The following is a 24,426-nucleotide window of genomic DNA, read 5'->3' as shown; positions in this document are numbered from 1 at the left end:
TAAATGACGGATTTCGTGTAAAAAGGCGTCCGCCCGCGCCCATTCCAATGACGGATCGGCTCGGACGATCTTTGCGCGTCCTTTTCTATTTGAAATATTGTTTTACTTTTTCTTCTATCTGCTTCATCTTGGCCGGATCTTTGCGCCCGTCTGTTTCAATGCCGCTGCTTATGTCGATGCCGTCGGGACGATAGGCAAGCAGCCGTTCGACATTGTCCGGGGTGATGCCGCCGGCGATGAAGCACGGCACGCCTTGGCGTGCGGCCTCTTCCAAATAGTGCGGCACCGCCTCCCAGTCAAAGGAGACCCCTGTTCCACCCCACGCGCCGGCGACGCGGCTGTCGACAACGTAGCCGTCAGCCACCCCGGCGTATTGCTTCATCGCCTCAAGCGCCCCATCGCCGTGATGGATCGCCTTCCAAACGGCGCGCCGTGCCGCTTCTTTCACAGCGGCCAGCTCGGCCGGCGTCTCGCGGCCGTGGCATTGGATGACATGAAGCGGCAGCTGCAAGGCAATAGCAGTGATCCGATCAACAGAGGCGTTGACAAAGACGCCAACGAGCTGCTTATCGCCGAGTGACGCCGGCGCCAACCATCGTTTCACCTCCTCAGGCGAAACGTTCCGCCTGCTTTCAGCGAAAATAAAGCCGAGATAATCCGCCCCGCTCGCGAGCGCAGCTTGCACATCGCCCGCCGAGCGGTTGCCGCAATATTTAAGCCGGACCATCGCCGTCACCCTCTCCAAACAGCCGGTAGACCGCCCATTCGACATCGGCTTGGCGCATGAGCGACTCACCGACAAGCATCGCCTGCGCCCCGTATGAACGGACCGTCTGCACAGCGCGGTAGGAGCCGATCCCGCTTTCGCTGACGATGACGCACGACGGCGGAATGAGGGACGCGAGCGTTTTGGTCGCCTCAAGCGTCGTCACAAACGTACGCAAATCGCGGTTGTTAATGCCGACCACTTCGGGCGTAAACCGGTCCAAAATCCGCTCCAGCGTTTCTTTCGCATGCACTTCCACTAAACATTCGAGCCCGATGCTGTACGCTTCGTGATAGAGCGTCTCGAGCGTTTTCGGAGGCAGCGCTTCGCCGATCAGTAAAATCGCATCCGCCCCGAGCCGGGCGCTTTCTTCCACTTGCCGGCGGTCGATGATGAAATCTTTGCGCAGCACCGGGATGTCAACCGCTTCTTTCACCGCCTGCAAATAGCGGCGGTGCCCTCGGAAATAGCGCTCATCCGTCAGCACGCTGATCGCATCCGCCCCCGCGCGCTCATATGCTTTGGCGATGGCGACCGGATCAAAATCCGGGCGGATGACGCCTTTAGACGGAGACGCTTTTTTCACTTCAGCGATTAACCCGAGCGCCCGCCGCGGCCGGCGGAGCGCCGCGGCGAACGGACGGCGCTTCGGCTCCGGCAGCGGTTCCGGCAACGTCAACGCGTCGAGTTCCTCACGTTTTGTCGCTAAAATTTGCTCAAGCATCGTGGACCACTTCCTTTACACGCAGGCGCTGCAGCTGTCTGTAAGCAACGTTGGACAAAATGGCGTCTTTCGCCATCGCCACCCCATCGGCGATCGTTTCCGTCTTGCCGGCGGCGTACAAGGCGACGCCGGCGTTCAGCGCGACGATGTTGATGGCGCTCTCCGGCGCCGACGCGATCATGACCGCTTCAAGCAATGCCGCGCTTTCTTCCGGATTGCGCACTTGCACGTCAGCGAGCTCGCCGCGCGGCAAGCCGACTTGTTCCGGGGTGATGACAAAGCGGCGAATCGCTCCATCTTTCAGCTCAACAACATCGGTTTCCGCGGCGATGCTGCATTCATCGAGCCCGTCGCGGCCGGTGACGAACAGCACATGCTCCGAACCGAGGCGGCGCATCGTCTCCGCCAGTTTCTCGGCGTAGCGGGTCGAATAGACGCCGATGACTTGCCGCTTGCAGCGCGCCGGGTTGGCGAGCGGGCCGATCAAGTTAAAAACGGTGCGGAAGCCAATTTCCTTCCGCGGCCCGGCGGCATGTTTCATGGCCGCGTGATATAAAGGGGCGAACAAAAACGTTAGCCCTTTCGTTTCCAATGCCTGCTTGGCGGCGTCCGGCGATGATTGAATATCGATGCCAAGCCGCTCGAGCACGTCTGCGCTGCCGCTTTTTGATGAAACAGCGCGGTTGCCGTGTTTGGCCACTTTGACGCCAAGCGACGAAATGACGATCGCCGCCGCTGTTGAAACGTTAAATGTCGCCGCCCCGTCCCCGCCTGTGCCGCACGTGTCGATCACATCGTCACCGGCATCAATCGCCGTCATCCGGTCGCGCATCGCCCGCACAAACCCGGTCAATTCATCGACTGTCTCCCCGCGCAGACGCAACATTGACAACAAACTCGCGATTTGGCTGTCTGTCGCCGCCCCGTCCATGACGGCAGCCATCGCTTCATATGCTTCTTCTTCTCCTAACGTTTTTCCTTCCGCACATTTGGAAAGCAGCCGCTTTAACATACGATCCTCTCCCCTTTGGCAAATAGTCGTTCCGCTTGTTCAATGGCGTTCATTAAGGCGCTTGCTTTATTGCGCGTTTCTTTCCACTCAAGTTCCGGGACGGAGTCGGCGACGATGCCGGCGCCGGCCTGTACATATGCGTAACCGTCTTTGATGACCGCCGTTCGGATGGCGATGCATGAGTCGATATTGCCGTCAAAGCCGATGTAGGCGATCGCTCCGGCGTACAATCCGCGTGCTGTCGGCTCGAGCTCTTGCAAAATTTGCATCGCCCGCACTTTCGGCGCACCGCTCACCGTCCCAGCCGGGAAGGCGGCCAGCAGCGCATCGATCGGATGGACATCGTCATTCAGCTCGCCGACGACTTTCGAAATGAGGTGCATCACGTGGGAAAACTTGCCGATTTCCATCAAGACCGGCGTCTTAACCGTTCCGTATTTTGCCACCCGGCCGATATCGTTGCGCGCCAAATCAACGAGCATATAATGCTCAGCCCGCTCCTTCGGGTCGTTGTACAGCTCATCGGCGAGCCTCGCATCCTCTTCCGGCGAGCGCCCACGCCGCCTCGTTCCGGCGATCGGATCGATTTCAACGCGCCGATGGCGCACCTGGATCAGCTTTTCCGGCGAGCTCCCGACAATTTCCATATCATCCAACCGAAAATAAAACATGTACGGCGACGGATTAATGTGGCGGAGCAGCCGATAAACGGCAAAACCGCCCGCGCGGACCGGCACGCAAAAGCGCTGCGACAAGACAGCTTGAAACACATCGCCGGCCGCGATATACTGTTTGACCGTTTCCACGTCGCGCAAAAACTGTTCTTTTTCATAATTGGATGTAGTGTCGGCAAACGAAACGGTGCGCCCCGTTTCGCCCTCTGCCGGCAGCAGCGGCTGCTCGGTGCGGACGTGCGCCGCTTTCGCTGCCAACACGGCGATGCGCTGCTCGGCAGCACGATACTTCCCGATTTTCTCATCTTCTGTCTCGCTGCCGTCTAAACGGATGTAGTGAATGAGCAGCAGTTCGCGCTTTTGATGGTCAAAGGCGAACAGCGATTCACAAAATACGAAATAGCCGGCTTTCATGGCTAGGTCGCGATTTTCGTGGCGCGGCACGTTTTCGATGGCGGAAATGAAATCGTACCCTAAAAATCCAACCGCACCGCCTGTAAACGGCACCGCTTCGGCCAACGGCCGGACAGCGAGCGCCCGCTCGGCCCATTGAAACGCCTCTTTCAACGTTGGCACCGCAGCCTGTTCGTTTCCGTTTTCATCTTTCACGGAAAACATCTCTCCTGTTTCGCTTTCGAGCGTTAAAAACGGCGCGACGCCGATAAACGAATAGCGCGCCCACGGCGATTCATCGTCTTTGCTTTCGAGCAGAAACACCGCTTCATCGCGCAAATTGCTAAATACTCCAAGCGGTTCAATGACATCGGCTAAAAATTTGCGCACGATCGGAATGGTGCGAAACTTGTTGGCATCCGCCAAAAAAGCGGCCAGCCTCTCAGTGGACATCCCTTCTCCTCCCTTCATGATCGGCGGGCGGAGAATGAGGGTTTATGAGGCGAAAAGAAAAAAGGGGGAAAGAAAACGCCCAAAGACGACCGTCTTTGGGCAGATGTCAGCGAATAGAAAACAAACGCTCACCTCAGCTAAACTCGCTCATTCTCATCTACCCTACACTCGTTCTCAACTCTCGCTCCGCTTCTTTTGACAGCCCGCCATTCGGCGGGCAAAGAAGTTATTTTAACTATATTACATTTCTGTTTTTTTTGTCAATGACAAATCCGGGCGCAGCACGGCTGCATCCTTTAAGTACACATGGCAAATTTCCTCTTGCTTTTTCTCCGTCGCCACCGTCATCATGACGCGGATGCAGCGCGGCAATGAGCCGGGCACCGGAATTTCCCTTGTGCACATGACCGGCACGTACGTCCAGCCGTCAATCCGGCGCAGCGCCTGCGCCGGAAACGCGGCCGTGATGTCGTCGGTGACGGAAATGAGCACAAACGAAACGTCGTCGGCGACAACCCCGTTCGCTTGGATCATTTCCCGAAGCAGCGTTTCGGTTGCGGCCACGATTTCTTCGGCCTCATTTCGTTCAACGGTAATCGCTCCGCGAATGCCGCGAATCATCGTCCTCCCCCCTGTCCGGCGAACTCGTCTAGCCAGGCGAGCAGCTTGTCATCTTCTAATTCCACGACTTCGACGTCGCCGATCTCGTGCAAGAGCACCATGCGCACCGTTCCGGCGTACGCTTTTTTGTCGCCTTTCATTTTCTCGAGCAATCGGCCGGCCTCCAGCGCTGCCGGCAGCGACACCGGAAAACCGTATCCGGCAAACCATTCGGCGAAACGGTGCTCGGCAAACGAGCGGCCATAAAGCCGTTCGCTGACAAGCACGGCAAACAGCATGCCGAGCGCGACCGCCTCGCCGTGCGTAAGCGTGCCGTAGCCGAGTTCGCTTTCGAGCGCATGGCCGAGCGTATGGCCGAAATTTAAATGGGCGCGCACCCCGGTTTCTTTTTCATCTTCACGTACGACGGACGCCTTAATATCGATGCCCTTTTCAATACAATAGGCGAGCGTTTCGCCGCGCAAATCGGCGAGCGTCTTCACTTCCGCGCGCAGCCATTCGTAAAAGCGGCGGTCGCGGATGAGCGCATGCTTGATCACCTCAGCGAACCCTGAGCGAAGCTCGCGCTCAGGCAATGTGCGCAAAAAGGCCGTATCATACACAACCGCTTCCGGCTGGTGGAAGGCGCCGATCATATTTTTGCCAAGCGGATGATTGATTGCCACTTTGCCGCCGACGGCGCTGTCATGAGCCAAAAGCGTCGTCGGCATTTGAATGTAGCGGATGCCGCGCATATAAGTGGCCGCGACGAATCCGGCTAAATCGCCGACGACGCCGCCGCCAAGCGCGATAATGACCGAGCGGCGGTCTAAGCCGCACTGAAGCGCCGCCGTTTGGCAGGCGTAATAGTTGTCAAACGACTTGGCCGCCTCCCCGCTCGGGATGATATAAGCGTAGACGTCATACTCAGCGGCGGCAAGCATGGCGCGCACCTCATCCAAATAAAGGGGAGCCACCGCATCGTCAGTAATGATAAACAGCTTTGTCCCCGGCGGACAGGCAAGCGCCCGGAGCAGGCGCGGCAATGCGCGCGCCGCCCCATCGCCCAGCAGGAGCGGGTATCGTTTCGTCGCCGTTTCGATCGTCCGTTCGATCATCGTTAAAACTCCCTTGCATAGCGGCGGGCGCGCTCAATGTTTTCTTTGATCAGATCGATCCGGTCTTGGCCGAACTGCTCGACGATCGCCGCCGCCACTTCCCAGGCGACGACCGCCTCGGCGACGACGCTCGCCGCCGGCACAGCGCAGCTGTCCGACCGCTCAATGCTCGCCGTAAACGGCTCTTTCGTGTCGATATCGACACTTTGAAGCGGCTTGTACAACGTCGGAATCGGCTTCATCACCCCGCGCACGACGATCGGCATCCCGGTCGTCATCCCGCCTTCAAAGCCGCCGGCTCGGTTCGTCCGGCGCGCAAACCCTTGTTCCGGGCTCCAAATGATTTCGTCATGCACTTCGCTTCCCGGGCGGCGCGCCGCCTCAAACCCGATGCCGAACTCGACGCCTTTAAAAGCGTTAATGCTGACGATGGCGGCGGCGATTTTCGCATCGAGCTTCCGGTCATAATGAACATAACTGCCAACTCCAGCCGGGACGCCTTCGACGATCACTTCGACGATGCCGCCGATCGAATCGCCGTTTTTCTTCGCCAAATCGATCGCTTCCATCATCTTTTGCCCCGCCTCCGGATCAAAACAGCGCACCGGCGATTCTTCCGTCACTTTCTGCAGCTCCTCAAGCGACCGGTAATCAAGCTTGTTTGCGCGCACACCGCCGATTTCCAGCACGTGCCCGGCGACGCGGATGCCGACCTCTTCCAGGAGGCGTTTCGCCACCGCCCCGGCAGCTACACGAACAGTCGTTTCCCTTGCGGATGAGCGCTCGAGCACGTTGCGCATATCGCGATGCCCATACTTCAAGGCGCCGTTTAAATCAGCATGACCCGGGCGCGGACGCGTTACTTTCCGCTTGACTTCGCTCTCATCATCAATCGGCTCAACAGCCATAATCGTTTGCCAATGTTGAAAATCGCGATTTTCCACAACAAGCGCGATCGGTGAGCCGAGCGTTTTGCCATGGCGGACGCCGCCTGTGATTTTCACCTCGTCTTTTTCAATTTGCATGCGCCGGCCGCGCCCATACCCTTTTTGTCGGCGCGCCAGCTCTTTATTAATGTGCTCGGCACGCAGCTCAAGCCCGGCCGGCACCCCTTCCAAAATCGCCGTCAGTTGCGGCCCGTGCGACTCCCCTGCTGTCAAATAACGCATACGTGTCTCTCCCTTCAGTTCTTTAACGCGTTTATGTAAAAATATATCATAAATTTGAAAAATGAAAATAGTTTCCGGAAAAAAAGAAGCCGGCACCGGCTATCTTTTTCGGTAAAAAAATGTTTCCTCCATTTCAAATCCGTATAAGCCGGGATTGAAAATTTGCTCGGTGCTGCCGACAAACAGCACACCGCCCGGCCGGAGCGCATCATGGAATTTCCGGTACAAAGCCCGTTTCGCCTCTTCAGTGAAATAAATGAGCACATTGCGGCAGACGATCAAATCAAACGGCCCTGGAAACGGGTCGGCGAGCAAATTATGTTTTTGAAACGTGACCGCCTGTTTCACCTTTTCGTCTATTTTATAATACTCGCCGTCTTTCGTAAAAAACCTTTTTTTCATTTCTTCCGGCAGCTCGGCAAGCGACCGTTCGCTGTACAGCCCGAGACGCGCGCGGGCGAGCGCGTTTTCGTCAATGTCGGTCGCTAGCACCGACACACGGTGAAGCGGCATATGTTTTAGAAGCACCAGCGCGAGCGTATACGGCTCCTCGCCCGTGGAACAGGCGGCGCTCCATACTTTTAGACGCGGATTTTCCGCCAGCAGCCGCGGCAAAATGGTGCGCTCAAGCACGTCCCACCGCTTCGCGTTCCGGTAAAACTCGGACACGTTGATCGTCATCCGGTCTAAGCATTCATTCCATAACGCCGGGTCTTTTTCCATTGCCGCAAACAGCTCGACAAAGCTGTTCAGCCCTTTTTTCATGTACAAAGACGCCAGCCGCCGCTTCATTTGCGCCTCTTTGTACAGCGAAAGATCAATACCGGTTTTTCGCTTCACTTTCGCGATAAATTGCGCGTAATCATCCATTGCCCCGATCCCTCTCCTTGTCTCACCTTCATAAAACGGCAAAGACCGACCACGTTGTGGCCGGTCTTTGCCTGAACATTAATATAGCCATTCGTTCATCAGTTTCGTATAAGCAACGAGCTCTTCTTCTTTGAAGAACAAGTTGATTTCGCGTTCCGCGCTTTGCGGCGAATCGGAACCGTGAATGACGTTTTTGCCGACCGTCAAGCCGAAATCGCCGCGAATCGTGCCCGGTGCGGCGTCTTGCGGATTCGTTTTCCCCATCATTTGCCGGGCGGCGGCGATCACGTTTTCACCTTCCCACACCATCGCAAACACCGGTCCGGACGTAATGAAATCAACAAGCTCGCCGAAAAACGGACGCTCTTTATGTTCGGCGTAGTGCTGTTCAGCCAGCTCGCGCGATACTTGCATCAGCTTCGCGCCGACAAGCTGGAAACCTTTTTTTTCAAAGCGGGAGACAATTTCGCCGATCAAATTGCGCTGAACCCCGTCTGGCTTTACCATTAAAAATGTCCGTTCTGTCATTGACTCTCCACCCCTACTGTCGTATGTACTAGGAAACGGGTTCCCCTCCATCATAGTATCATTGTTTGGCGCCATTGGCAACAATGTCCTTGAAAGCGTTAATAATCCCTTTTCCCGATGTAGAGGGCGAGATCATGCAGCAAAGCGCGCGCTTGATTGGCGGGCAATTCGCCGAGCAGACGGAGCGCTTTTTCGAGGTAGCGGTCGCTTAACGCGTATGACTGGCCGATGGCATCCGTTCGTTTAATGGCGGAAATGACGGACGCCATCTCATCGGCGTTTGTTTCTGGGCCGACCGCGGCGATCGCCGCTTTCATTCGTTCGTCACGAAGCGCGTACAGCACCGGGAGGGTGATGTTTCCTTGCTGCAAGTCGCTTCCCGCCGGCTTGCCAAGCTGCTCTTCCGTGCCCGTAAAATCGAGGATGTCATCCGTAATTTGAAACGACATGCCGACATAATGGCCAAACCAATACAGCCGTTTGGCCACCGATTCCGGAGCGCCGGCGGCGAGAGCGCCAAGCTGGCAGCTGGCAGCGATCAACAGCGCCGTTTTCCGGCGGATGCGCCGCAAATATGTGCGGAGCGGCTGGTCAAATCGGTATTTGTCTTTAATTTGCTCAATTTCTCCGCGGCACACTTCGACAATCGTTTTTGCAAGCACTTGATGGGCGCGCGGGTCGTCAAGTTTCGCCATCCGTTCGAGCGAACGGGCAAACAAATAATCGCCCGTATACATGGCAAGCCGGTTGCTCCATTTCGCTTTGATCGTTGGCCGGCCGCGGCGCAAGTCGGCATCGTCGATCACATCGTCGTGGACGAGCGACGCCATATGAATGAGTTCGAGCGCCACAGCAACATGTTTGATCCGCTCGAGATCATAATGGCCGAAACGGGCGGCGAGCAAGACAAAAACGGGACGGATCCGCTTTCCGCCCGCTTGCAATAAATGCAGCGCCGCTTCCCCAAGCGGCCCATATTCCGACCGGACCGTCCGCTCGAGCTCCTGTTCGACCGCCGCCAAATCATCGCTTAAAAACGAATACATCGCCTTTAACTTCATGATGTTCACCTTAACTCATCGTTTATAGCCTAAATGCATCGCCGCCACGCCGAACGTGTACGGTTTGACCTCGACATCGACAAAGCCAGCGGCGCGAAACATTTCCGCCAGCTCATCCCGCCCCGGGAACTCGCGCGCCGACTCTTGCAGCCATGAATACTCCTCATAGCTTTTCGCCAACAGCTTGCCAAACAGCGGCATAATAAACCGGAAATAAACATAGTAAAGCTGACGGAAGCCGAACATCGTCGGCTGCGACGTTTCCAAACAGACGGTCATGCCGCCCGGCTTTGTGACGCGGTGCATTTCTTTCAGCACCGTCATATAATCAGGGACGTTGCGCAAACCGAAGCCAATGGTCACGTAATCGAACGAATTGTCCGGAAACGGAAGCTGCATGGCGTTGCCATGGATGAGCTTCACGTTGCGCAAGCCGCGCGCTTTCACCTTTTGTTCGCCGACTTTTAACATGTTTTCGCTAAAATCAAGGCCGTACACTTCCCCTTCCGGCCCGACCGCCTCGGCTAAAGCGATCGCCCAATCGGCCGTCCCGCAGCAAACGTCAAGCGCTTTTTTTCCTTTTTGCACATTCATCCGCCGCATCACGTCTTCGCGCCATTTTAAATGGCGGCGGAAGCTGATGACAGAGTTCATCCGGTCATAATGAGCAGAAATTTTTTCAAATACACGATGGACTCGTTCTTCTTTCGACTGATGCATCATTCTACCCTTCTTCCACCGTCTTTTTGGCGATGGCTGAAAATCCGCCGGAGAGCTCGGTCACGCGGAGCATCAGCAGACCGGCCGGCGGCAATTCCGCCGCGAACAGCGCTTCTTTGCAATGGTCGATATAGCGATCGCAAAGGCGAAGCAAATACCGCCGCTGTTCGTTCGTCAGCCCCTTCGCCCGCGGGAACGCAATATGCGCCATTTGCTCAAAGAGCATCGACGTCCCGGTGCGGGCGAACGCTTCCCGCTCGAGGAGCAGGCGCCGCAGCAGCAAGTAATGGTAGGCAAACTGCCCCCATTGCGGCACCGCCATGCGGTCGGCAAACTTGGCAAGCAGCGCCGATTCGATCGTGCCCATCGCCGCAAACAGCGCATCGATCCGCTCCGCCTTTTTTTCATAAAGACGCACTTTTTGTTCGTTAATGTCGCGGATCGCTTCGGCGAACAAACGGATGAGCGCGATATCACCCGAACGCGCCAGCAAATCGTAATACAGCCCGCTGTATAAGTCGCCGGCGAGGACGACAAGCTGCCGCGTCCGCAAGTCATCGCCGCCATCCGTCACCTCATCATGGGTATCAAGGGCGATCTGCACGAGCATCATGGCGATGATGTACCGATCCGCCTCATTTGGCGCCGCCGGAGCGTCAGCAACCATCGACAGCGCCAACAGCAGCCGGTCTTCGTCAACAACCGGCGTCGGCACATGCTCGCGCAAATACGGATGGTCAAGCAGCTGTTCGATTTGTTCCTTCAATGACGCCAATTTCACCATGATGTCATTCACACGAATCACCCTTGTCCCCGAAAAATATCCGCACCGCAATGACGGACTCATTATAACATAATTTTGTCGAAAACGCTCTAGTTTGCTAGAAATTTGCCGGGTTACTTTTTCCCTTCCGACTCGATGGCGCCATGGCGCGTTTGAATATACGCCTTGCCTCTCACTTTAATCGCCGATGTATGTTCCGTGAACTGGGCGATCAGCACTTCGCCTTTATCGAGCTTTTCGGAATGATGGAATCTTGTGTCCGCGCCGCGCGTCAGCCCGATGACGTTCACTCCGTCTTCGAGCGCCTTAATGACGACAAAATCGCTGTTCGTGTTCATCGTTTGCCCTCCTTACGCTTTAATTAACGAAAACACTTCGGACCGGGCGTTGGCGTCCGTTTCAAACACGCCGCGCACCGCCGTTGTGACCGTTTTCGCCCCCGGCTTTTTTACGCCGCGCATCGTCATGCACATATGCTCCGCCTCAACAACGACCATGACCCCGTACGGTTCGAGCGCCTCGACGATCGAATCGGCGACCGTCGCCGTGATGCGCTCTTGCAATTGCGGACGGCGCGCCACCGCTTCGACAGCTCGGGCGAGCTTGCTTAACCCGGTCACTTTCCCTTCCCGTGGAATATAAGCGACATGAGCGACGCCGAAAAACGGCACTAAATGGTGTTCGCACATCGAATAAAACGGAATATCTTTGACAAGCACGAGCTCCTCGTGTTCCTCGCTGAATACAGTTTGAAAATGCTGCTTCGGGTCCTCCTGCAGCCCGGCGAACACCTCGGCATACATTTTTGCCACCCGTTTTGGTGTATCGATGAGCCCTTCGCGGTTCGGATCTTCACCGATCGCTTCCAAGATGAGGCGGACCGCATATTCAATTTGCTCAACATTGATCTCTGGCATACAAACAACATCCTCCTGCGTCATAAAAACTGCATGTAATCCGATTCTAGCATAGGGAGCGAAAAAAAACAAAAAAGAAGGGCGGTGGATCACCTGCCCTTCCCTCCTAAGCTCCTGCTTCGGCTATGTAGGCTTATTTCACAGCATCTTTTAATGCTTTGCCCGGTTTGAATGCAGGAACTTTGCTTGCCGGAATTTCCATTTCTTCACCCGTTTGCGGGTTGCGTCCTTTCCGGGCAGCGCGCTCGCGCACTTCAAAGTTCCCAAAGCCGATTAATTGCACTTTATCGCCTTTTCGCAGCGCTTCTGTAATCGAGTCAAATACCGCGTCAACGGCTTTTGTTGCATCTTTCTTGGAAAGACCGCTTGTTTCGGCTACCGCGTTGATCAATTCCGTCTTGTTCATGCCATTCACCTCCTCCCAAGGGAGCTCATCTTGTTTACTACCATTTGTGCACACTTTTCTGCTTTTCTATACATAGATATTGACAGCTCTTGGCGGCGAAAAGGCTGGCGCACGAAGGGCAAGCGCCGCATCGGCGCAGCCGCTGATTGTACTTTCGTTCAGAAAGACTGACAGGAAACGCGCCCGCGCCGCCGATCGGGGCGCCCCCTTGACAGTTCAAGCGCCGCCCGCCCCTTCAAGATGAAGGAAGGGGCGGCAAAACTGCCTTCGTTTCGCCAAGATGCGGTGACATGCCTAATCTTAACCAATTTATCGCGATAATTCAACATCTTTTTCGCCAAAACGGCCAATTTTAGGCATATTTCACCAAAACAACGATTTCAGATAAAAGATTACCATAACGCCGTGCGCATAATCAAGTGCCAATCCTTATTTCTCAAGGGTTTCAGCGATTTTTTCTCTTTTGAAAGATCAACAGTCAAAAAAAAGCCCCCAAATTGGGAGCTGAGCGCACGGCTTTCGGGGGCAAGCACCCCTGCAGGCGAAGAACAATTGTCCGTCGCGGCGGCCCGCGAGCCTCCGCTTTTCTTTCTGTCTAGCTCCGGCCGCGATCGGCTCGCGACGCTGCGAGTCCCTCTGCGGCGGCCACAGCCTCCTCGCAGGCCCCGCAGCGCGTATCGCCGATGAGCGCGAGGCCTCTGCTTTTCTATAAAATAATGGCGATGAGGCCGCCGGAGCCTTCGTTGATGATGCGTTCGAGCGTTTCTTTCAGCTTGTAGCGGGCGTTTTCCGGCATGAGCGCGAGTTTGGCTTGGATGCCTTCGCGGACGATCGAGCTGAGCGAGCGGCCGAAAATATCGGAGTTCCAAATCGACAGCGGATCGTCTTCAAAATCTTGCATTAAATAGCGGACGAGTTCTTCGCTCTGTTTTTCCGTACCGATAATCGGCGCGAATTCCGATTCGACGTCGACTTTAATCATATGAATGGACGGAGCGACCGCTTTTAAACGAACGCCAAAGCGCGATCCTTGGCGGATGATTTCCGGTTCGTCGAGGCTCATATCAGACAAAGCGGGTGCAGCGATGCCATAACCTGTTTGTTTCACCATTTTTAGCGCATCAGCGATTTGGTCGTACTCGGCTTTTGCATGGGCAAAGTCTTGCATGAGCTGAAGGAGATGGTCTTTGCCGCGAATTTCAACACCGACGATTTCTTTTAAAATTTGGTCGTACAGCTCATCCGGCGCATACAAGTCGATTTCAGCGATCCCTTGCCCCATTTCGATGCCGGCGAGCCGCGCTTTTTCGATGAAATCGTACTCGGCAAACTGCTGTACGACCCGATCCACATCACGCAGCCGCTTAATGTCTTTCACCGTGTCGCGCACCGCTTCTTGGTAGCTTTCACGCAGCCAATGGTCCTCGCGCAGCACCATCACCCAACTCGGCAAGTTGACGTTCACTTCGAGCACCGGGAATTCATATAATGCCTCACGGAGCACGTTATACACATCGGTCTCACGCATGCTTTCCACACTCATGGCGAGCACCGGGATGTCGTACTTTTCAGCGAGCTCGCGGCGGAGCGCTTCCGTTTCCGGATGATGCGGCCGAACGGTGTTGACGATCATAATAAACGGCTTGCCGACTTCTTTCAGCTCGCCAATGACCCGCTCCTCGGCTTCTACGTAGTCATGGCGCGGAATCTCTCCGATCGAGCCGTCCGTCGTAATGACGACTCCGATCGTCGAATGTTCTTGAATGACTTTCCTTGTCCCGATTTCCGCCGCCTCTTGAAACGGAATCGGCTCTTCGTACCAAGGGGTGTGAATCATCCGCGGGCCGTTTTCGTCTTCATACCCTTTCGCGCCAGGCACGGCATAACCGACGCAATCAACGAGGCGAATATTGACTTCGAGACCGTCATCGACTTTTACCGTCACGGCTTGGTTTGGCACGAATTTCGGTTCCGTCGTCATGATCGTTTTGCCCGCGGCGCTTTGCGGCAGTTCGTCTTGGGCCCGCGCTTTGTCAGCTTCGTTTTTAATGTTCGGAATGACAACGAGCTCCATAAACCGTTTAATAAACGTCGACTTTCCGGTACGGACAGCGCCGACAACCCCTAAATAAATGTCGCCGCCGGTCCGCTCGGCGATATCTTTAAAAATATCGACCTTTTCCAAATGACTCCCCTCCAGTCCTTCGGTCGTTATGAGAAGCAACGGAATCAACTAGTATGATACGACACTATATGCATATGATGTTGTCCCATTCGGTTATGACTAAAAAGCGATGAAAAAATCCCTTCTCTAGAATGTATTTTCCTAGAGAAGGGATGATGACTTATTTCGTGAAAAAAATCGGTTCATTCGTTTTGGCATCGATCGTATACGGAAGGGAGTACGCCGGCACAAAGAGCGAGTGATCCGTCAAAAGAGCGCGGATATCATCCCCAGGCTTGTAGCGGTGCGGATATTTTTTCAAGGCGGCGTATAGATCGGAACGGTAGTCAATGTAAATTTCCCCGCTGCCATCGATGACAAACGGCAAGTTGCTGCCGGAAAACGGGCTGACCGCATACGGCGGCTCTTTGTAGCCAAGTTTTTTGTAATCGAGTGTAAACACACCGGGCGCAACGACGTCTTTAAACGGCGGATAACGGTGCTCGTCCGTATACATTCTCAGCCGCAGCTTCAGGTCACGGACGCGCTCGGCTAAGCGCAAATCAAGGAGCTTGACCGTCGGGTTCGTTTCCGCATCAATAATCATATATTGAAAGACGCCCCCGCTTTCATAGGCGTTTCCTGGCGGTTCCTGCATGTAGCGCGGAACGAGTTTTTGAAAATCAATCGGGTACTTTAAGTAAATCGGCGTTTTCATATCGCGGGTCTTAATCGGCAACAGTCCGCCGGTCGCCTTCCGGTACTCGTCGACCGCCGATTGGACGGCCGCCACTTGATCTTTGTAAGGAATTTGGTTTTGTTTTAGCCGCTCTTGCGGATATAAACACCCGGAAAGCGGCACGAGAAACAAGCAGGCTAAAAGCAAGCGAGCGATCTGTTTCATAGGTTCCTCCATCCTTTGCCTATTGCGGCGTCGGTCCGCTGAACACAACGAAAACGATGATGATGCCGGCTAAAACTAACAGAATATAGGCGATGGACGCCAAAAGAAAGCGTAACCATTTGATCTTGATCTTATAGCGGCTCAAATAAATGAAACCGACCGAAATAAACATAAATACCATTGAAGCGATGGCGATCCACATTTTCGCTAAAGCCGGTGACATAGTCGTTCCTCCTTTTTCGACAACTACTATTATAGCATCGCCATAAAAAAAGCTGAAGTAAAGCGGGGCTTTCTTTACTTCAGCATCGCCTTATACCCTTCCGGAAGCTCAAGCCGATGATGGTTCGTCATATTGTATGCAAAACGAAGACAACTTGTACCGCCATCCGCCTATTTTCGGCGTTACTGTTCGGCAAAAATGTTCATTAAATCGTCCATTTCCTGCTTTTTTCCGCGCGCCATAAGCGAATCAACCGCTTCTTTCGGATCTTTTCCGGCAAACAGCACTTCATAGAGCACTTCGGTAATCGGCATTTTCACGCCAAGCTCTTTCGCCAGCTCATAGGCGGCTTTTGTCGTCCTCACCCCTTCCACAACCATCCCCATGCTTTCAAGCACATCATCGAGCTTTTTTCCTTGGCCAAGCATATGGCCGGCCCGCCAGTTGCGGGAATGGACGCTTGTGCACGTGACGATCAAGTCGCCGACCCCGGCCAGCCCGGAAAATGTCAACGGATTAGCGCCGAGCGCACAGCCGAGACGGGCAATCTCAGCCAATCCCCGCGTAATCAGCGCTGCCTTTGCGTTATCTCCATAGCCGAGCCCATCGCTGATGCCGGCGGCCAACGCGATAATGTTTTTCAGCGCCCCGCCGACTTCGACACCGACTAAATCCGGGTTCGTATACACGCGGAAATAGTGATGATTCATAAATAGATCTTGAATGCGCTGCGCCGCTTCCATGTTCGGCGATGACACCGCCACCGTCGTCGGATGGCGGAGCACCACTTCTTCCGCATGGCTCGGCCCGGAAAGAACGACGACATCTTCTAGCCACGCACCCATTTCTTCAGCGACAATTTCCGACACGCGCTTATGCGTCCCCGGTTCGATTCCTTTGCTGACGGCGACGATCGTGATCGGCGCAGCCAAACATGTGCGCGCCCTTTTCAGCACGTCCCGGATCGCCTTCGTCGGCACAGCCAGCACGGCAATGGAAATGCCATCAAGCGCGGCGCAAAGGTCGGCGCAACCGATAATGGCCTCCGGCAGGCGGACGCCCGGCAAATATTTTTCGTTCGTCCGTTGCTCGTTGATCTCTCTTGCTTGTTCAGCCCGGTGGCTCCAAAGCCGGACGCGGTGTCCGTTGTCAGCTAAAACGAGCGCCAATGCCGTTCCCCAGCTTCCTGCCCCCAGTACGGTGACGTTCTCCATCGTTCCCACTTCCTTTGTCCGATTGTCGCTTTCCTGAAAAACGCCCGGCGCGCCCCCGCTCGAAGCCCAATCCCCTTCGCTTTCGGACCGCCAATCTCGGCAGGCGAAGGACATGTTGCCCGTCGCGGCGCCTCCGCTTTTCTTATTTCCGCGGGCGGGCGATGATTTTGATCGGCGTGCCCTCGAAGCCGAACGCGTCGCGAATGCGGTTTTCCAAAAACCGTTCGTACGAAAAGTGCATGAGCTCTGGATCGTTGACAAAGGCGACGAACGTCGGCGGTTTGACGGCTACTTGCGTCATGTAATAAATTTTCAAGCGCCGCCCGTTATGCGTCGGCGTCGGGTTCATCGCCACCGCGTCCATAATGACTTCATTGAGCACATTCGTCTGAACGCGCATCGCGTGGTTGTCGCTGACGAGTTGCACAAGCGGCAACAGCTTATGAAGCCGCTGCTTCGTCTTCGCCGACACAAATAAAATCGGCGCATAGTCTAAAAACGGGAAATGATCGCGAATCTTCCGCTCAAATTCCACCATCGTTTTATCGTCTTTTTCGATGGCATCCCATTTATTGACGATGAGAATGACGCCGCGCCCCGCCTCATGCGCATACCCGGCGATTTTTTTATCCTGTTCGATAATCCCTTCCTCCGCGTTTAAAACGACAAGCACGACATCGGAGCGCTCAATGGCTCTTAGCGCGCGCAACACGCTGTATTTTTCCGTGCTTTCGTAAATTTTTCCCCGTTTGCGCATTCCTGCCGTATCAATAATAACATATTTCTGGCCTTCGCGGACAAACGAAGTGTCTACAGCGTCTCTCGTCGTGCCGGCGATATCGCTGACAATCACCCGTTCTTCCCCTAAAATGGCGTTGACAAGCGACGATTTGCCGACGTTCGGCCGGCCGATGAGGCAAAACTTAATGACATCTTCCTCGTATTCTTGCCCGCCGTCTTTCGGAAAATGGCGGACGACGGCGTCAAGCAAATCGCCAAGTCCTGTCCCGTGCGCTCCGGAAATCGGGTACGGATCGCCGAAACCAAGCGTGTAAAAATCGTAAATCAGCTCGCGCATCTCCGGATTGTCGATTTTGTTCACGGCGAGCACGACTGGCTTATTCGACCGGCGCAGCAGTTTCGCCACTTCTTCATCAGCGGCCGTCACGCCGTCGCGGCCGTTCGTCATAAAGATGATGACATCCGCCTCATCGATGGCGATTTCCGCCTGCTGGCGAATTTGCACAAGCAGCGGCTCATCGCCGATGTCAATGCCCCCGGTGTCAATCAAGTAAAATGAATGGTTCAGCCATTCGGCGCTGCTGTAAATGCGGTCGCGCGTCACCCCGGGCACATCTTCGACAATGGAAATGCGCTCCCCGACGATGCGGTTGAAAATGGTTGATTTCCCCACGTTCGGACGACCGACAATGGCCACGACTGGATTTGCCATGCTACCACCCTTTATCCTTATTTTTGCCTCGCTTTGCTCTTGAAAAAAAACGCCCTTCTCCTAGGGCATCGGTTCATCACCGCAAAGTGCACTTGACGGTCTATTTCTTTTACGGTCAAAGCTACGGGGGCAAGCTCCCTCGTTCTTTTGCGCGTTTTGTCCATTGAAGGGGCATGAACATGCCTCGTTTTACACATCAAGGATAACTTTTGGCGATGAACCAAGACATGCTACAACTGCTTTATTTTATCAAAAAGCGAAACGTCCAACAACCGCCTTAATGCTTGACGATCACAAGCAGCCCGTCGCTCAGTTCATGGGCGATGCCGTCTAAAATGGCCTCTAAATTGGCAGCGATCCGCTCCATTTCCTCCCTTGTGCGGCAAATAAAAATCGGGGCGCCGCCGGCAACGTTTTCGCCGTTCGTCGTAATGATGGCCAAAATCATTTTTTCATGCGTCATGATCGCCGCCCCCTTTCCGTTTCCACCGCCGTTTCGCTGGCATGCGGATGGCGCTCTCAAGCACCGGAACGTTTTCAATGACTGCCTTCGCCTTCTCGACATCCTCAACTTGCGGCAAAATAAAAATGCCGACGCGTCCATCGTTTAAATCGCGCTTGGCAAGCGGCACGAGCGCCGGCGTTCCCGAGTCCCGATAAATGCCGAGCGCTGTCGATACATCGTGCAAAATCGCTTGCCGCTGCCCGAGGTTGGCGATCGTTGTTCGGGCGTTGAAGTTTTTCGGCGTCAAAATAAAGCCCATCCCGTAGCGCAAAATTTCTTCCCTCCGCGCCGGCAAGCCGATGTTCATAATGTAGATGTTGTCCACATACAGCCCCGCCCCCTCAAAATGGGGTTTGACATATTTCACATCGGCGATATCTTTCAGCCGGCTTCCGCTCATAAACCGCCGCGCCACCATCATGCCGATGGCGCTGGCCACGAGCGCAGCCCAAACGTTCCAGACTAAATAAAAGAGCGTGGATAAAAAGGAAACGAAAATGACTAAATAGTTCCGCCCTTCAAAGACAATCGCAATGCCTTCAATATACGTTTTTCCGCGCGGCACTAGTTCATACTGATCGAGCTCATTCAGCGTGTTGCGCTCCATGTTGCGCACATCGCGGAACTGTGAAGCCGCCAACGCCAAAAACGTAATGGCCGCAAATTCTTTTTCCATAATCGCCGGCACGGCGACCGTGCCTAAGCCGGCGGCGATGGCCCCCAACGCGATATGGATCGTCCGGCCGTGCAAGTATGTCGGGTATTGCCGGTAATCAGTGCGCAACAAATAAAGGCGTGTCAGCACCCCGGCCGCGACGCCGTATAAAATTGGAAACGTATATTCGTTCACGGCTGCCTCGTCCCTCCTACAGGCCGTTTTTCCTCAAGTTGAAGCGCGAAGAAGCGAATCATTTCCCAAGCGAGCAAACATGACGCGCCGATGGCCGTCGCGTCTAAAAAAGAAAACGAACCAAGCACATAGTCGGGCGCCACCCGGTGAATGGCCGCGGTGTACACCGCTTCCCCTTGACAGCTGCCGAGCGCCAAACAAAGGAGGCGGGCGGCAAGGCGGCGGTGGAACAGACAGCTGACGAGGGCGAGCCACCAGGCGAGCATCCATTGGGCATCGAGCCAAATCCAAACCGGATCGAACAAGGCGAGCAAACGGAAGGCGGCGTAAGCAAACGCCAAGCCGGACGCCGATAACGCCATCAGCAGCGGGCGGCATGGCTTCTGCTCGACCGCCATATAACAAGAAGAGAAAAAAAGCACAAAAAAGGACAACACCATATGAATGCGGCCAACTTCCACTGTCAGCGAGGCCGAACTGATCATGGTAAGCGCGAACACCGCCAGCTTCGTTCGGGCGGCGGTCTTTTTCATAAAAAACGTTGCCACAAGCCATGACGACCAAAAAAAGAAATAAAAATACATCCCTTCCATCTTTTCCACTCCTTATTATGTTCATTATGCCATGTTTTATCCTCTTCTAATCGGGAACGCCTTCAAGGCTGGTGAAAAACAACAGATTCGCTCAGTTTGTGAGAAATCACAAGGAATGAAAGGATGACGTTGTAAGGTTTTTCAGTTTGAGAAACACTGTTGGAGAGCAGTATTCCCCCTAAATCACCAGCCTCCTTCATTCCGGGACGAAAGATCAACGTTTTCCATTATCGAAACATGCATAGAAAAAACCGCGCCCAGCCATAGTAACAAATGATACTCACATAGAAAGGAGCGGGGTTTGGTGGGAAAAGACCGGCAGGAGAAAAAGCTGAAACAGTCGCGGCAAGTTCAGTCAGACCGTGACCAGTCGCTCTCCTATAAAGGGGCAAGCCGGCTCGATACGCCGGAAGAAGCACGCGAACGGAACGGATTTTAACAACAAAGGTGTCCCAAAACGGCAGGGACACCTTCGCTATTTCCCATTTTGTCCTGAAAAAGCCGCCCGTTTTTGCCATTTCGCAATCAATAGAAGAAGCAATGGAATGATTGTCTCTGTGAATAGGATATAAAATGCGTTGACGGTTCCAACAAAGCGGCCGAGCTCTACGACATCACGCGCCGCCCAAATCGATACGAAAAACAGCATGAATCCGACAGGAAAAACAAGCGGCTTATATTCGGACATACCGATCCATTGAGCCAACGATACGACGACGGCGTAAAAAAAGACCGCAATTTTTAAAAACGCACCAACAACCCAAAACGCCATGACAATGACTTCAACATGTTCCAAAAAATCGGCGATGCTCGTGTAACGAACCGCGCCCATCACCGGATAGAGAAAATCTTCGGCAATGTTCCCTAAAACAAAGAGCGTCATCAAATTTGTCGCCAATAATGTCATTATAATGAATATGACTGCGATGTTGCCCCATTTTTGCCCATCATCTCGATTCGTCATATATGGAAGGAGAAATGACATAAAAACACATTGGCTGAACCACCCTTGCAAAATGATTGACCCTTTTACTGATGGCCAAATCCCGTCTTCCAAAACAGGCAATATGTTTCCCAAATCCATATCAGGAAGCAGCAATAGAACAATAATGACAAACCAGATCATGACAACAGGCACAAGAATTTGCGCCAGCCGCCCGAGCACGTCAATCCCGCTGCGAACGGCAACGGCGCAAACAACCCCCATCGTCCCCATCACAAACGAAAGCGGTGTATGGAGCAAAAAGTGGCCGACAATAAATTCCGCATAAGCGCGGATAACTAACCCCGCCCCATGGAGATGGGACAAAATGAAAATGAGCCCGACCATCTTTCCAACAAACGTGCCGGCGATATCGGTGCTGTATTGAATGAGTGTCTTATGTGGATAAAGGCGATGCAGCTGAACGACAATATATACGGTCAAAAAACCGATGAGCGAAGCCCAAAATGGCGACAGCCACATATCTTGCTTCGCATGTCGGGCGATCGCCCCCGGAACGAGAAGAACGGCCGTTGGAGTAATGACCGCATATAGCAGCAGCGCCATTTGCACCGGCGTAATTTTTCCGCTTTCCATGAATCGTCCACCTTTTCCTTCAATCTGATTAATATCATCCTTTCGAAAGAGAATCCCGCCTTGAACATATAGACAGCGCCTGCTAAACACCTAGCGGAGTTTCCTTTCCCCGCGAAACTGACAGGCTCCCTTCAAGCAAAACGAAATACGGGTTGTTCACTTCTCCATTATTTTCCCAAAAGGGCGAAAAAGAGCATTCACGAGCTGGGTCGGTCCGGGAAGCTCAGGGTTGATGATCAGCAGAACGGCTAATATCATCCCCAAGCCAAGCAAAATGGCGACGGCAGCTCTTTCTTTTCTCCGCTCTCTTTCAAGCCGGGACCATTCATACCACCAAATCAGCCCGACCATGATGAGCATCCCGATGACTAGCCATACTTTCATTGTTTCACCTCTTGTTCCGGCACGCCTTGCGGAGGGAAATTCATTCCCGGCCGGCGCACCCTTACAGTTGTGTTCAATTCGACAGGCACCTCAGGAAACAGGTCGTTCCAGCGCTTTTTCAGATGGCGCCAGTGCCGTGGATGTTTTTTATGGATCGCCTCGGCAAACCCGAACACGTCGGCTTCCATTTCTTTCTGCAGTCGATTCAAGGCTCTTTTCATTCGCCGGTTGATATCTTTTTCGAGCTCTGTTTCGATGCGCTCAATATTTCTTTCGCTCAACAAGTTAAGTTTTGTTCCATTTAATATAATGTCATCTTCCGTCATGACATTGACGACGATCTTCCATCTCCCTTTTTCATATTTTGGTGTGACGTCCGTATGCGACCGGATCATTCTTGAGGTAATATTCCCCTTCTCTCCCGGGATCTTCACCGTCACATGTGCCTGCTTGATTTCATTGCGAATCCATAACACGCCGCGCGTTGTATAATCGTCAATCTGTCCGACCATTCGGTCTTTCTTAAAAATCGCTGTACCATAAATAAAGGCGATCGTCTCGATTTCTTTCTTTCCTTTTTCTGGGGGAAGCACTTTCACCATCGGCAACAAGGCGGTTTCCGCTTCGCCTTTTAGCATTTGCAACGTTTCTTTCACCGTTTTCCGCAGCAGCGTTCTTGATTCCGCCATTTCCCTTAGCACTTCCGACGAACTTTGTTCGATGGGAGGAAGGAGTTCAAGCACGCTTTTCGCCGATCCTTTGCTGACCAACACGTTGGAGCGGATACGGGTTTGCGGATGGCGAATCAAAAAATCAAGATGCTCACGAATACCCGCTTTCGCTGCCTTTTCACCGAATATGACGACTTTCGTATGCCCCCAAAACAAACGGCGGGGCAGCCGCTCTTGCAATTGAGCAATGGCGTCGGCGATCGTCACACCTGTCCCTGAGCGGACGATCGTTTCGCCTTGACTGCCACCCCCTCCGCCCCCTCCCGTTTGCCCAGCGCTGATTGCCCGCGGTACGGCGATCTCTACTGTCAGCCTAATCTTTTCATTTTTCACTCGATCAATGCCGATCCCGAGCACGACCGCAATGTCGTTCACTTCCTCCCGATCCCAACAGCCGCCGAGCATGGCGATCGTTACGATGACTAGAAGGAGAATGAGCGCTCGTTTCACTTTTTTTTCGATCACCAAGGCAGTTCACCCTTTTTTTGCTTAATGGCAGTGGACGTTACTTTCCTTTCTCGTGTGAAACAGCCGACGGCGGGGGGGTGGCCCGTTTTCGCCATCTTGCTGCTAACAAGAGGAGAAACGGAATGACGGTTTGCACACATGTCAAGTAAAACGAGCCGGTTGTCCCTAGAAAATGGGTCAGCTCCACTAAATCCTTCGCCGACCAGTTGGAAAACAAAAACAAAAGCAACCCGACAGAAAAGACGAGCGGCTCGTATTGGGATAAATTCAACCACCGGGCTAAGGCGATCACAACAACGTAATAAAAGACAGAAATTTTCAAAAATACACCGACGACCCAAAGCGCCATAACAACCGCCTCGACGTGCTCCAAAAAATCAGCGATGCTAATATATCGGACGACGCTCATCACCGGATATACGAAGTTGGCGGTGGTGTTTCCAAACACAAAGAGGGTCGCCAAATTCGTCATCAACAACGTCAACATAATCGATACCACCGCGATGTTTCCCCATCTTCGTCCATGGTCCTCATCAATGACATGCGGAAGCAAAAACGCCATTAAAAAGCATTCGCTAAACCAGCTTTGCGGGGTAACGGCTCCCCTGATCGACGGCAAAAGCCCTTTTTCCAGCATCGGCAGCATATTTTCTAGATCCATATCCGGAAACAGCAAAATGACGATAAAGACGAGCAAAACGATGACAACAGGCACGAGAATTTGCGCCAATCTCCCGAGCGCGGCGATCCCGCTGCGGACGGCCACAGCGCAAACAAACACCATCGTTCCCATTACGAATCCGATCGGCGTGTAAAACAAAAAGTTGCCAACGACAAACTCGCCATACTCGCGGACGATGATTCCAGTTACGTGAAAATAAAAAAGCACAAACAGCAAACCGACTAGCTTTCCAAGAAATTTTCCTAAAATGTCTATACTGTATTCGATCGGCGTCTTTTGTGGGTAAAGGCGATGCAATTGAACAGACACATATACTGTCAAAAAGCCGATAAGTGAAGCCCAAACCGGCGACAGCCACATATCTTGCCTGGCGTGTTGGGCCGTCACCCCTGGGACAAGGAGAATGGCGGTAGCGGTAATCGCCGGATACAGCAGCAACATCATCTGCACAGATGTGATTTTTCCCTTTTCCATCCTCTTT

At 53.8% G+C, this 24,426-nt stretch carries 28 protein-coding genes; 1 reads left to right on the top strand and 27 read right to left on the bottom strand.

The window, feature by feature from the left end; translation table 11 throughout:
* Positions 1–85: 85 nt before the first annotated feature.
* The 23 genes from IC803_RS05880 to IC803_RS05770 form a co-directional block, all read right to left on the bottom strand.
* On the bottom strand, positions 86–727 hold the full coding sequence (locus IC803_RS05880; RefSeq protein WP_081209038.1) for a phosphoribosylanthranilate isomerase: 642 nt from the start codon (positions 725–727) through the stop codon (positions 86–88).
* A complete protein-coding gene (gene trpC / locus IC803_RS05875) occupies positions 714–1,490 on the bottom strand; it encodes an indole-3-glycerol phosphate synthase TrpC (protein ID WP_081209040.1) in 777 nt (258 codons plus the stop codon). The genes IC803_RS05880 and trpC overlap by 14 nt, the downstream gene beginning before the upstream one ends.
* Entirely contained in the window at positions 1,483–2,502 is a 1,020-nt protein-coding gene (gene trpD, locus IC803_RS05870) for an anthranilate phosphoribosyltransferase (RefSeq protein WP_081209042.1), read from the bottom strand. Before trpD ends, trpC begins: the two co-directional genes overlap by 8 nt.
* Positions 2,496–4,022, bottom strand: coding sequence for an anthranilate synthase component I (trpE, locus tag IC803_RS05865; protein ID WP_081209044.1), 1,527 nt, complete (start codon positions 4,020–4,022; stop codon positions 2,496–2,498). The genes trpD and trpE overlap by 7 nt, the downstream gene beginning before the upstream one ends.
* 240 nt (positions 4,023–4,262) lie before the next feature.
* Positions 4,263–4,643, bottom strand: coding sequence for a chorismate mutase (gene aroH, locus IC803_RS05860; protein WP_081209046.1), 381 nt, complete (start codon positions 4,641–4,643; stop codon positions 4,263–4,265).
* The gene (aroB, locus tag IC803_RS05855; RefSeq protein WP_081209048.1) at positions 4,640–5,740 is read right to left on the bottom strand and encodes a 3-dehydroquinate synthase; all 1,101 of its coding nucleotides are present in this window, start codon (positions 5,738–5,740) and stop codon (positions 4,640–4,642) included. Before aroB ends, aroH begins: the two co-directional genes overlap by 4 nt.
* Before the next feature lie 2 nt (positions 5,741–5,742).
* On the bottom strand, positions 5,743–6,909 hold the full coding sequence (gene aroC / locus IC803_RS05850; RefSeq protein ID WP_081209050.1) for a chorismate synthase: 1,167 nt from the start codon (positions 6,907–6,909) through the stop codon (positions 5,743–5,745).
* A gap of 99 nt (positions 6,910–7,008) precedes the next feature.
* Positions 7,009–7,779, bottom strand: coding sequence for a CheR family methyltransferase (locus tag IC803_RS05845; RefSeq protein ID WP_081209052.1), 771 nt, complete (start codon positions 7,777–7,779; stop codon positions 7,009–7,011).
* 78 nt (positions 7,780–7,857) lie between these two features.
* Entirely contained in the window at positions 7,858–8,307 is a 450-nt protein-coding gene (gene ndk / locus IC803_RS05840; protein ID WP_063165463.1) for a nucleoside-diphosphate kinase, read from the bottom strand.
* Between the two features lie 98 nt (positions 8,308–8,405).
* On the bottom strand, positions 8,406–9,368 hold the full coding sequence (gene hepT, locus IC803_RS05835) for a heptaprenyl diphosphate synthase component II (RefSeq protein WP_081209054.1): 963 nt from the start codon (positions 9,366–9,368) through the stop codon (positions 8,406–8,408).
* Between the two features lie 15 nt (positions 9,369–9,383).
* Complete coding sequence (gene menG, locus IC803_RS05830; protein ID WP_081209334.1) at positions 9,384–10,088, bottom strand: demethylmenaquinone methyltransferase; 705 nt, start codon at positions 10,086–10,088, stop codon at positions 9,384–9,386.
* A gap of 4 nt (positions 10,089–10,092) precedes the next feature.
* Complete coding sequence (locus IC803_RS05825) at positions 10,093–10,872, bottom strand: heptaprenyl diphosphate synthase component 1 (RefSeq protein WP_081209336.1); 780 nt, start codon at positions 10,870–10,872, stop codon at positions 10,093–10,095.
* A 113-nt stretch (positions 10,873–10,985) separates the two neighbouring features.
* Positions 10,986–11,210, bottom strand: coding sequence for a trp RNA-binding attenuation protein MtrB (gene mtrB, locus IC803_RS05820; RefSeq protein ID WP_081209056.1), 225 nt, complete (start codon positions 11,208–11,210; stop codon positions 10,986–10,988).
* A gap of 12 nt (positions 11,211–11,222) precedes the next feature.
* Positions 11,223–11,789 carry a GTP cyclohydrolase I FolE gene (folE, locus tag IC803_RS05815; RefSeq protein WP_081209058.1) on the bottom strand — a complete coding sequence of 189 codons (567 nt, stop codon included), beginning with the start codon at positions 11,787–11,789 and terminating at the stop codon, positions 11,223–11,225.
* Positions 11,790–11,922: 133 nt separating this feature from the next.
* Positions 11,923–12,195 (bottom strand): HU family DNA-binding protein, encoded by a 273-nt coding sequence (locus IC803_RS05810; protein ID WP_008879623.1) that lies wholly within the window; start codon positions 12,193–12,195, stop codon positions 11,923–11,925.
* Positions 12,196–12,901: 706 nt separating this feature from the next.
* Positions 12,902–14,380 carry a stage IV sporulation protein A gene (gene spoIVA, locus IC803_RS05805; RefSeq protein ID WP_081209060.1) on the bottom strand — a complete coding sequence of 493 codons (1,479 nt, stop codon included), beginning with the start codon at positions 14,378–14,380 and terminating at the stop codon, positions 12,902–12,904.
* A gap of 160 nt (positions 14,381–14,540) precedes the next feature.
* On the bottom strand, positions 14,541–15,263 hold the full coding sequence (locus IC803_RS05800; RefSeq protein WP_081209062.1) for a hypothetical protein: 723 nt from the start codon (positions 15,261–15,263) through the stop codon (positions 14,541–14,543).
* A gap of 19 nt (positions 15,264–15,282) precedes the next feature.
* Positions 15,283–15,486 (bottom strand): DUF2768 domain-containing protein, encoded by a 204-nt coding sequence (locus IC803_RS05795; protein ID WP_081209064.1) that lies wholly within the window; start codon positions 15,484–15,486, stop codon positions 15,283–15,285.
* A gap of 182 nt (positions 15,487–15,668) precedes the next feature.
* On the bottom strand, positions 15,669–16,700 hold the full coding sequence (locus tag IC803_RS05790) for an NAD(P)H-dependent glycerol-3-phosphate dehydrogenase (protein WP_081209338.1): 1,032 nt from the start codon (positions 16,698–16,700) through the stop codon (positions 15,669–15,671).
* Between the two features lie 142 nt (positions 16,701–16,842).
* A complete protein-coding gene (gene der / locus IC803_RS05785) occupies positions 16,843–18,153 on the bottom strand; it encodes a ribosome biogenesis GTPase Der (RefSeq protein WP_081209066.1) in 1,311 nt (436 codons plus the stop codon).
* Positions 18,154–18,430: 277 nt separating this feature from the next.
* Positions 18,431–18,616 (bottom strand): capping complex subunit for YIEGIA, encoded by a 186-nt coding sequence (locus tag IC803_RS05780; RefSeq protein WP_063165455.1) that lies wholly within the window; start codon positions 18,614–18,616, stop codon positions 18,431–18,433.
* Complete coding sequence (locus IC803_RS05775) at positions 18,606–19,508, bottom strand: YIEGIA family protein (protein ID WP_081209068.1); 903 nt, start codon at positions 19,506–19,508, stop codon at positions 18,606–18,608. Before IC803_RS05775 ends, IC803_RS05780 begins: the two co-directional genes overlap by 11 nt.
* Positions 19,505–20,101 (bottom strand): YphA family membrane protein, encoded by a 597-nt coding sequence (locus IC803_RS05770; RefSeq protein WP_081209070.1) that lies wholly within the window; start codon positions 20,099–20,101, stop codon positions 19,505–19,507. Before IC803_RS05770 ends, IC803_RS05775 begins: the two co-directional genes overlap by 4 nt.
* A 304-nt stretch (positions 20,102–20,405) precedes the next feature.
* Between IC803_RS05770 and IC803_RS05765 the strand changes: the two genes are divergently transcribed.
* Positions 20,406–20,540: a YpzI family protein gene (locus IC803_RS05765; protein WP_081209072.1), complete on the top strand. Its 135-nt coding sequence runs from the start codon at positions 20,406–20,408 to the stop codon at positions 20,538–20,540.
* 36 nt (positions 20,541–20,576) lie between these two features.
* Here IC803_RS05765 and IC803_RS05760 read toward each other — a convergent pair whose 3' ends face one another.
* From IC803_RS05760 to IC803_RS05745, 4 genes are all read right to left on the bottom strand, one after another.
* Complete coding sequence (locus tag IC803_RS05760; protein WP_081209074.1) at positions 20,577–21,680, bottom strand: GerAB/ArcD/ProY family transporter; 1,104 nt, start codon at positions 21,678–21,680, stop codon at positions 20,577–20,579.
* A gap of 156 nt (positions 21,681–21,836) precedes the next feature.
* A complete protein-coding gene (locus IC803_RS05755) occupies positions 21,837–22,064 on the bottom strand; it encodes a hypothetical protein (RefSeq protein ID WP_081209076.1) in 228 nt (75 codons plus the stop codon).
* Positions 22,061–23,260 (bottom strand): Ger(x)C family spore germination protein, encoded by a 1,200-nt coding sequence (locus IC803_RS05750; protein ID WP_223812064.1) that lies wholly within the window; start codon positions 23,258–23,260, stop codon positions 22,061–22,063. Before IC803_RS05750 ends, IC803_RS05755 begins: the two co-directional genes overlap by 4 nt.
* 40 nt (positions 23,261–23,300) lie before the next feature.
* A complete protein-coding gene (locus IC803_RS05745; RefSeq protein ID WP_081209078.1) occupies positions 23,301–24,419 on the bottom strand; it encodes a GerAB/ArcD/ProY family transporter in 1,119 nt (372 codons plus the stop codon).
* Positions 24,420–24,426: the final 7 nt, after the last annotated feature.

It is taken from the genome of Geobacillus sp. 46C-IIa (genome assembly GCF_014679505.1).
GTDB lineage: Bacteria > Bacillota > Bacilli > Bacillales > Anoxybacillaceae > Geobacillus.
The sequence above is the reverse complement of the archived record's forward strand: the minus strand, read 5'-3'. Positions and strand labels throughout refer to the sequence as shown.

Bases quoted from the DNA above. Each gene is read 5' to 3' on its own strand.
- aroC (WP_081209050.1), bottom strand. From the start codon at position 6,909: ATGCGTTATTTGACAGCAGGGGAGTCGCACGGGCCGCAACTGACGGCG.
- IC803_RS05780 (WP_063165455.1), bottom strand. From the start codon at position 18,616: ATGACGCATGAAAAAATGATTTTGGCCATCATTACGACGAACGGCGAA.
- IC803_RS05845 (WP_081209052.1), bottom strand. From the start codon at position 7,779: ATGGATGATTACGCGCAATTTATCGCGAAAGTGAAGCGAAAAACCGGT.
- hepT (WP_081209054.1), bottom strand. From the start codon at position 9,368: ATGAAGTTAAAGGCGATGTATTCGTTTTTAAGCGATGATTTGGCGGCG.
- IC803_RS05880 (WP_081209038.1), bottom strand. From the start codon at position 727: ATGGTCCGGCTTAAATATTGCGGCAACCGCTCGGCGGGCGATGTGCAA.
- aroH (WP_081209046.1), bottom strand. From the start codon at position 4,643: ATGATTCGCGGCATTCGCGGAGCGATTACCGTTGAACGAAATGAGGCC.
- IC803_RS05745 (WP_081209078.1), bottom strand. From the start codon at position 24,419: ATGGAAAAGGGAAAAATCACATCTGTGCAGATGATGTTGCTGCTGTAT.
- mtrB (WP_081209056.1), bottom strand. From the start codon at position 11,210: ATGAACACGAACAGCGATTTTGTCGTCATTAAGGCGCTCGAAGACGGA.
- IC803_RS05755 (WP_081209076.1), bottom strand. From the start codon at position 22,064: ATGAAAGTATGGCTAGTCATCGGGATGCTCATCATGGTCGGGCTGATT.
- menG (WP_081209334.1), bottom strand. From the start codon at position 10,088: ATGCATCAGTCGAAAGAAGAACGAGTCCATCGTGTATTTGAAAAAATT.
- aroB (WP_081209048.1), bottom strand. From the start codon at position 5,740: ATGATCGAACGGACGATCGAAACGGCGACGAAACGATACCCGCTCCTG.
- trpE (WP_081209044.1), bottom strand. From the start codon at position 4,022: ATGTCCACTGAGAGGCTGGCCGCTTTTTTGGCGGATGCCAACAAGTTT.
- IC803_RS05795 (WP_081209064.1), bottom strand. From the start codon at position 15,486: ATGTCACCGGCTTTAGCGAAAATGTGGATCGCCATCGCTTCAATGGTA.
- IC803_RS05760 (WP_081209074.1), bottom strand. From the start codon at position 21,680: ATGGAAAGCGGAAAAATTACGCCGGTGCAAATGGCGCTGCTGCTATAT.
- IC803_RS05790 (WP_081209338.1), bottom strand. From the start codon at position 16,700: ATGGAGAACGTCACCGTACTGGGGGCAGGAAGCTGGGGAACGGCATTG.
- der (WP_081209066.1), bottom strand. From the start codon at position 18,153: ATGGCAAATCCAGTCGTGGCCATTGTCGGTCGTCCGAACGTGGGGAAA.
- trpD (WP_081209042.1), bottom strand. From the start codon at position 2,502: ATGTTAAAGCGGCTGCTTTCCAAATGTGCGGAAGGAAAAACGTTAGGA.
- IC803_RS05770 (WP_081209070.1), bottom strand. From the start codon at position 20,101: ATGGAAGGGATGTATTTTTATTTCTTTTTTTGGTCGTCATGGCTTGTG.
- IC803_RS05825 (WP_081209336.1), bottom strand. From the start codon at position 10,872: ATGGTGAAATTGGCGTCATTGAAGGAACAAATCGAACAGCTGCTTGAC.
- IC803_RS05800 (WP_081209062.1), bottom strand. From the start codon at position 15,263: ATGAAACAGATCGCTCGCTTGCTTTTAGCCTGCTTGTTTCTCGTGCCG.
- trpC (WP_081209040.1), bottom strand. From the start codon at position 1,490: ATGCTTGAGCAAATTTTAGCGACAAAACGTGAGGAACTCGACGCGTTG.
- IC803_RS05810 (WP_008879623.1), bottom strand. From the start codon at position 12,195: ATGAACAAGACGGAATTGATCAACGCGGTAGCCGAAACAAGCGGTCTT.
- ndk (WP_063165463.1), bottom strand. From the start codon at position 8,307: ATGACAGAACGGACATTTTTAATGGTAAAGCCAGACGGGGTTCAGCGC.
- folE (WP_081209058.1), bottom strand. From the start codon at position 11,789: ATGCCAGAGATCAATGTTGAGCAAATTGAATATGCGGTCCGCCTCATC.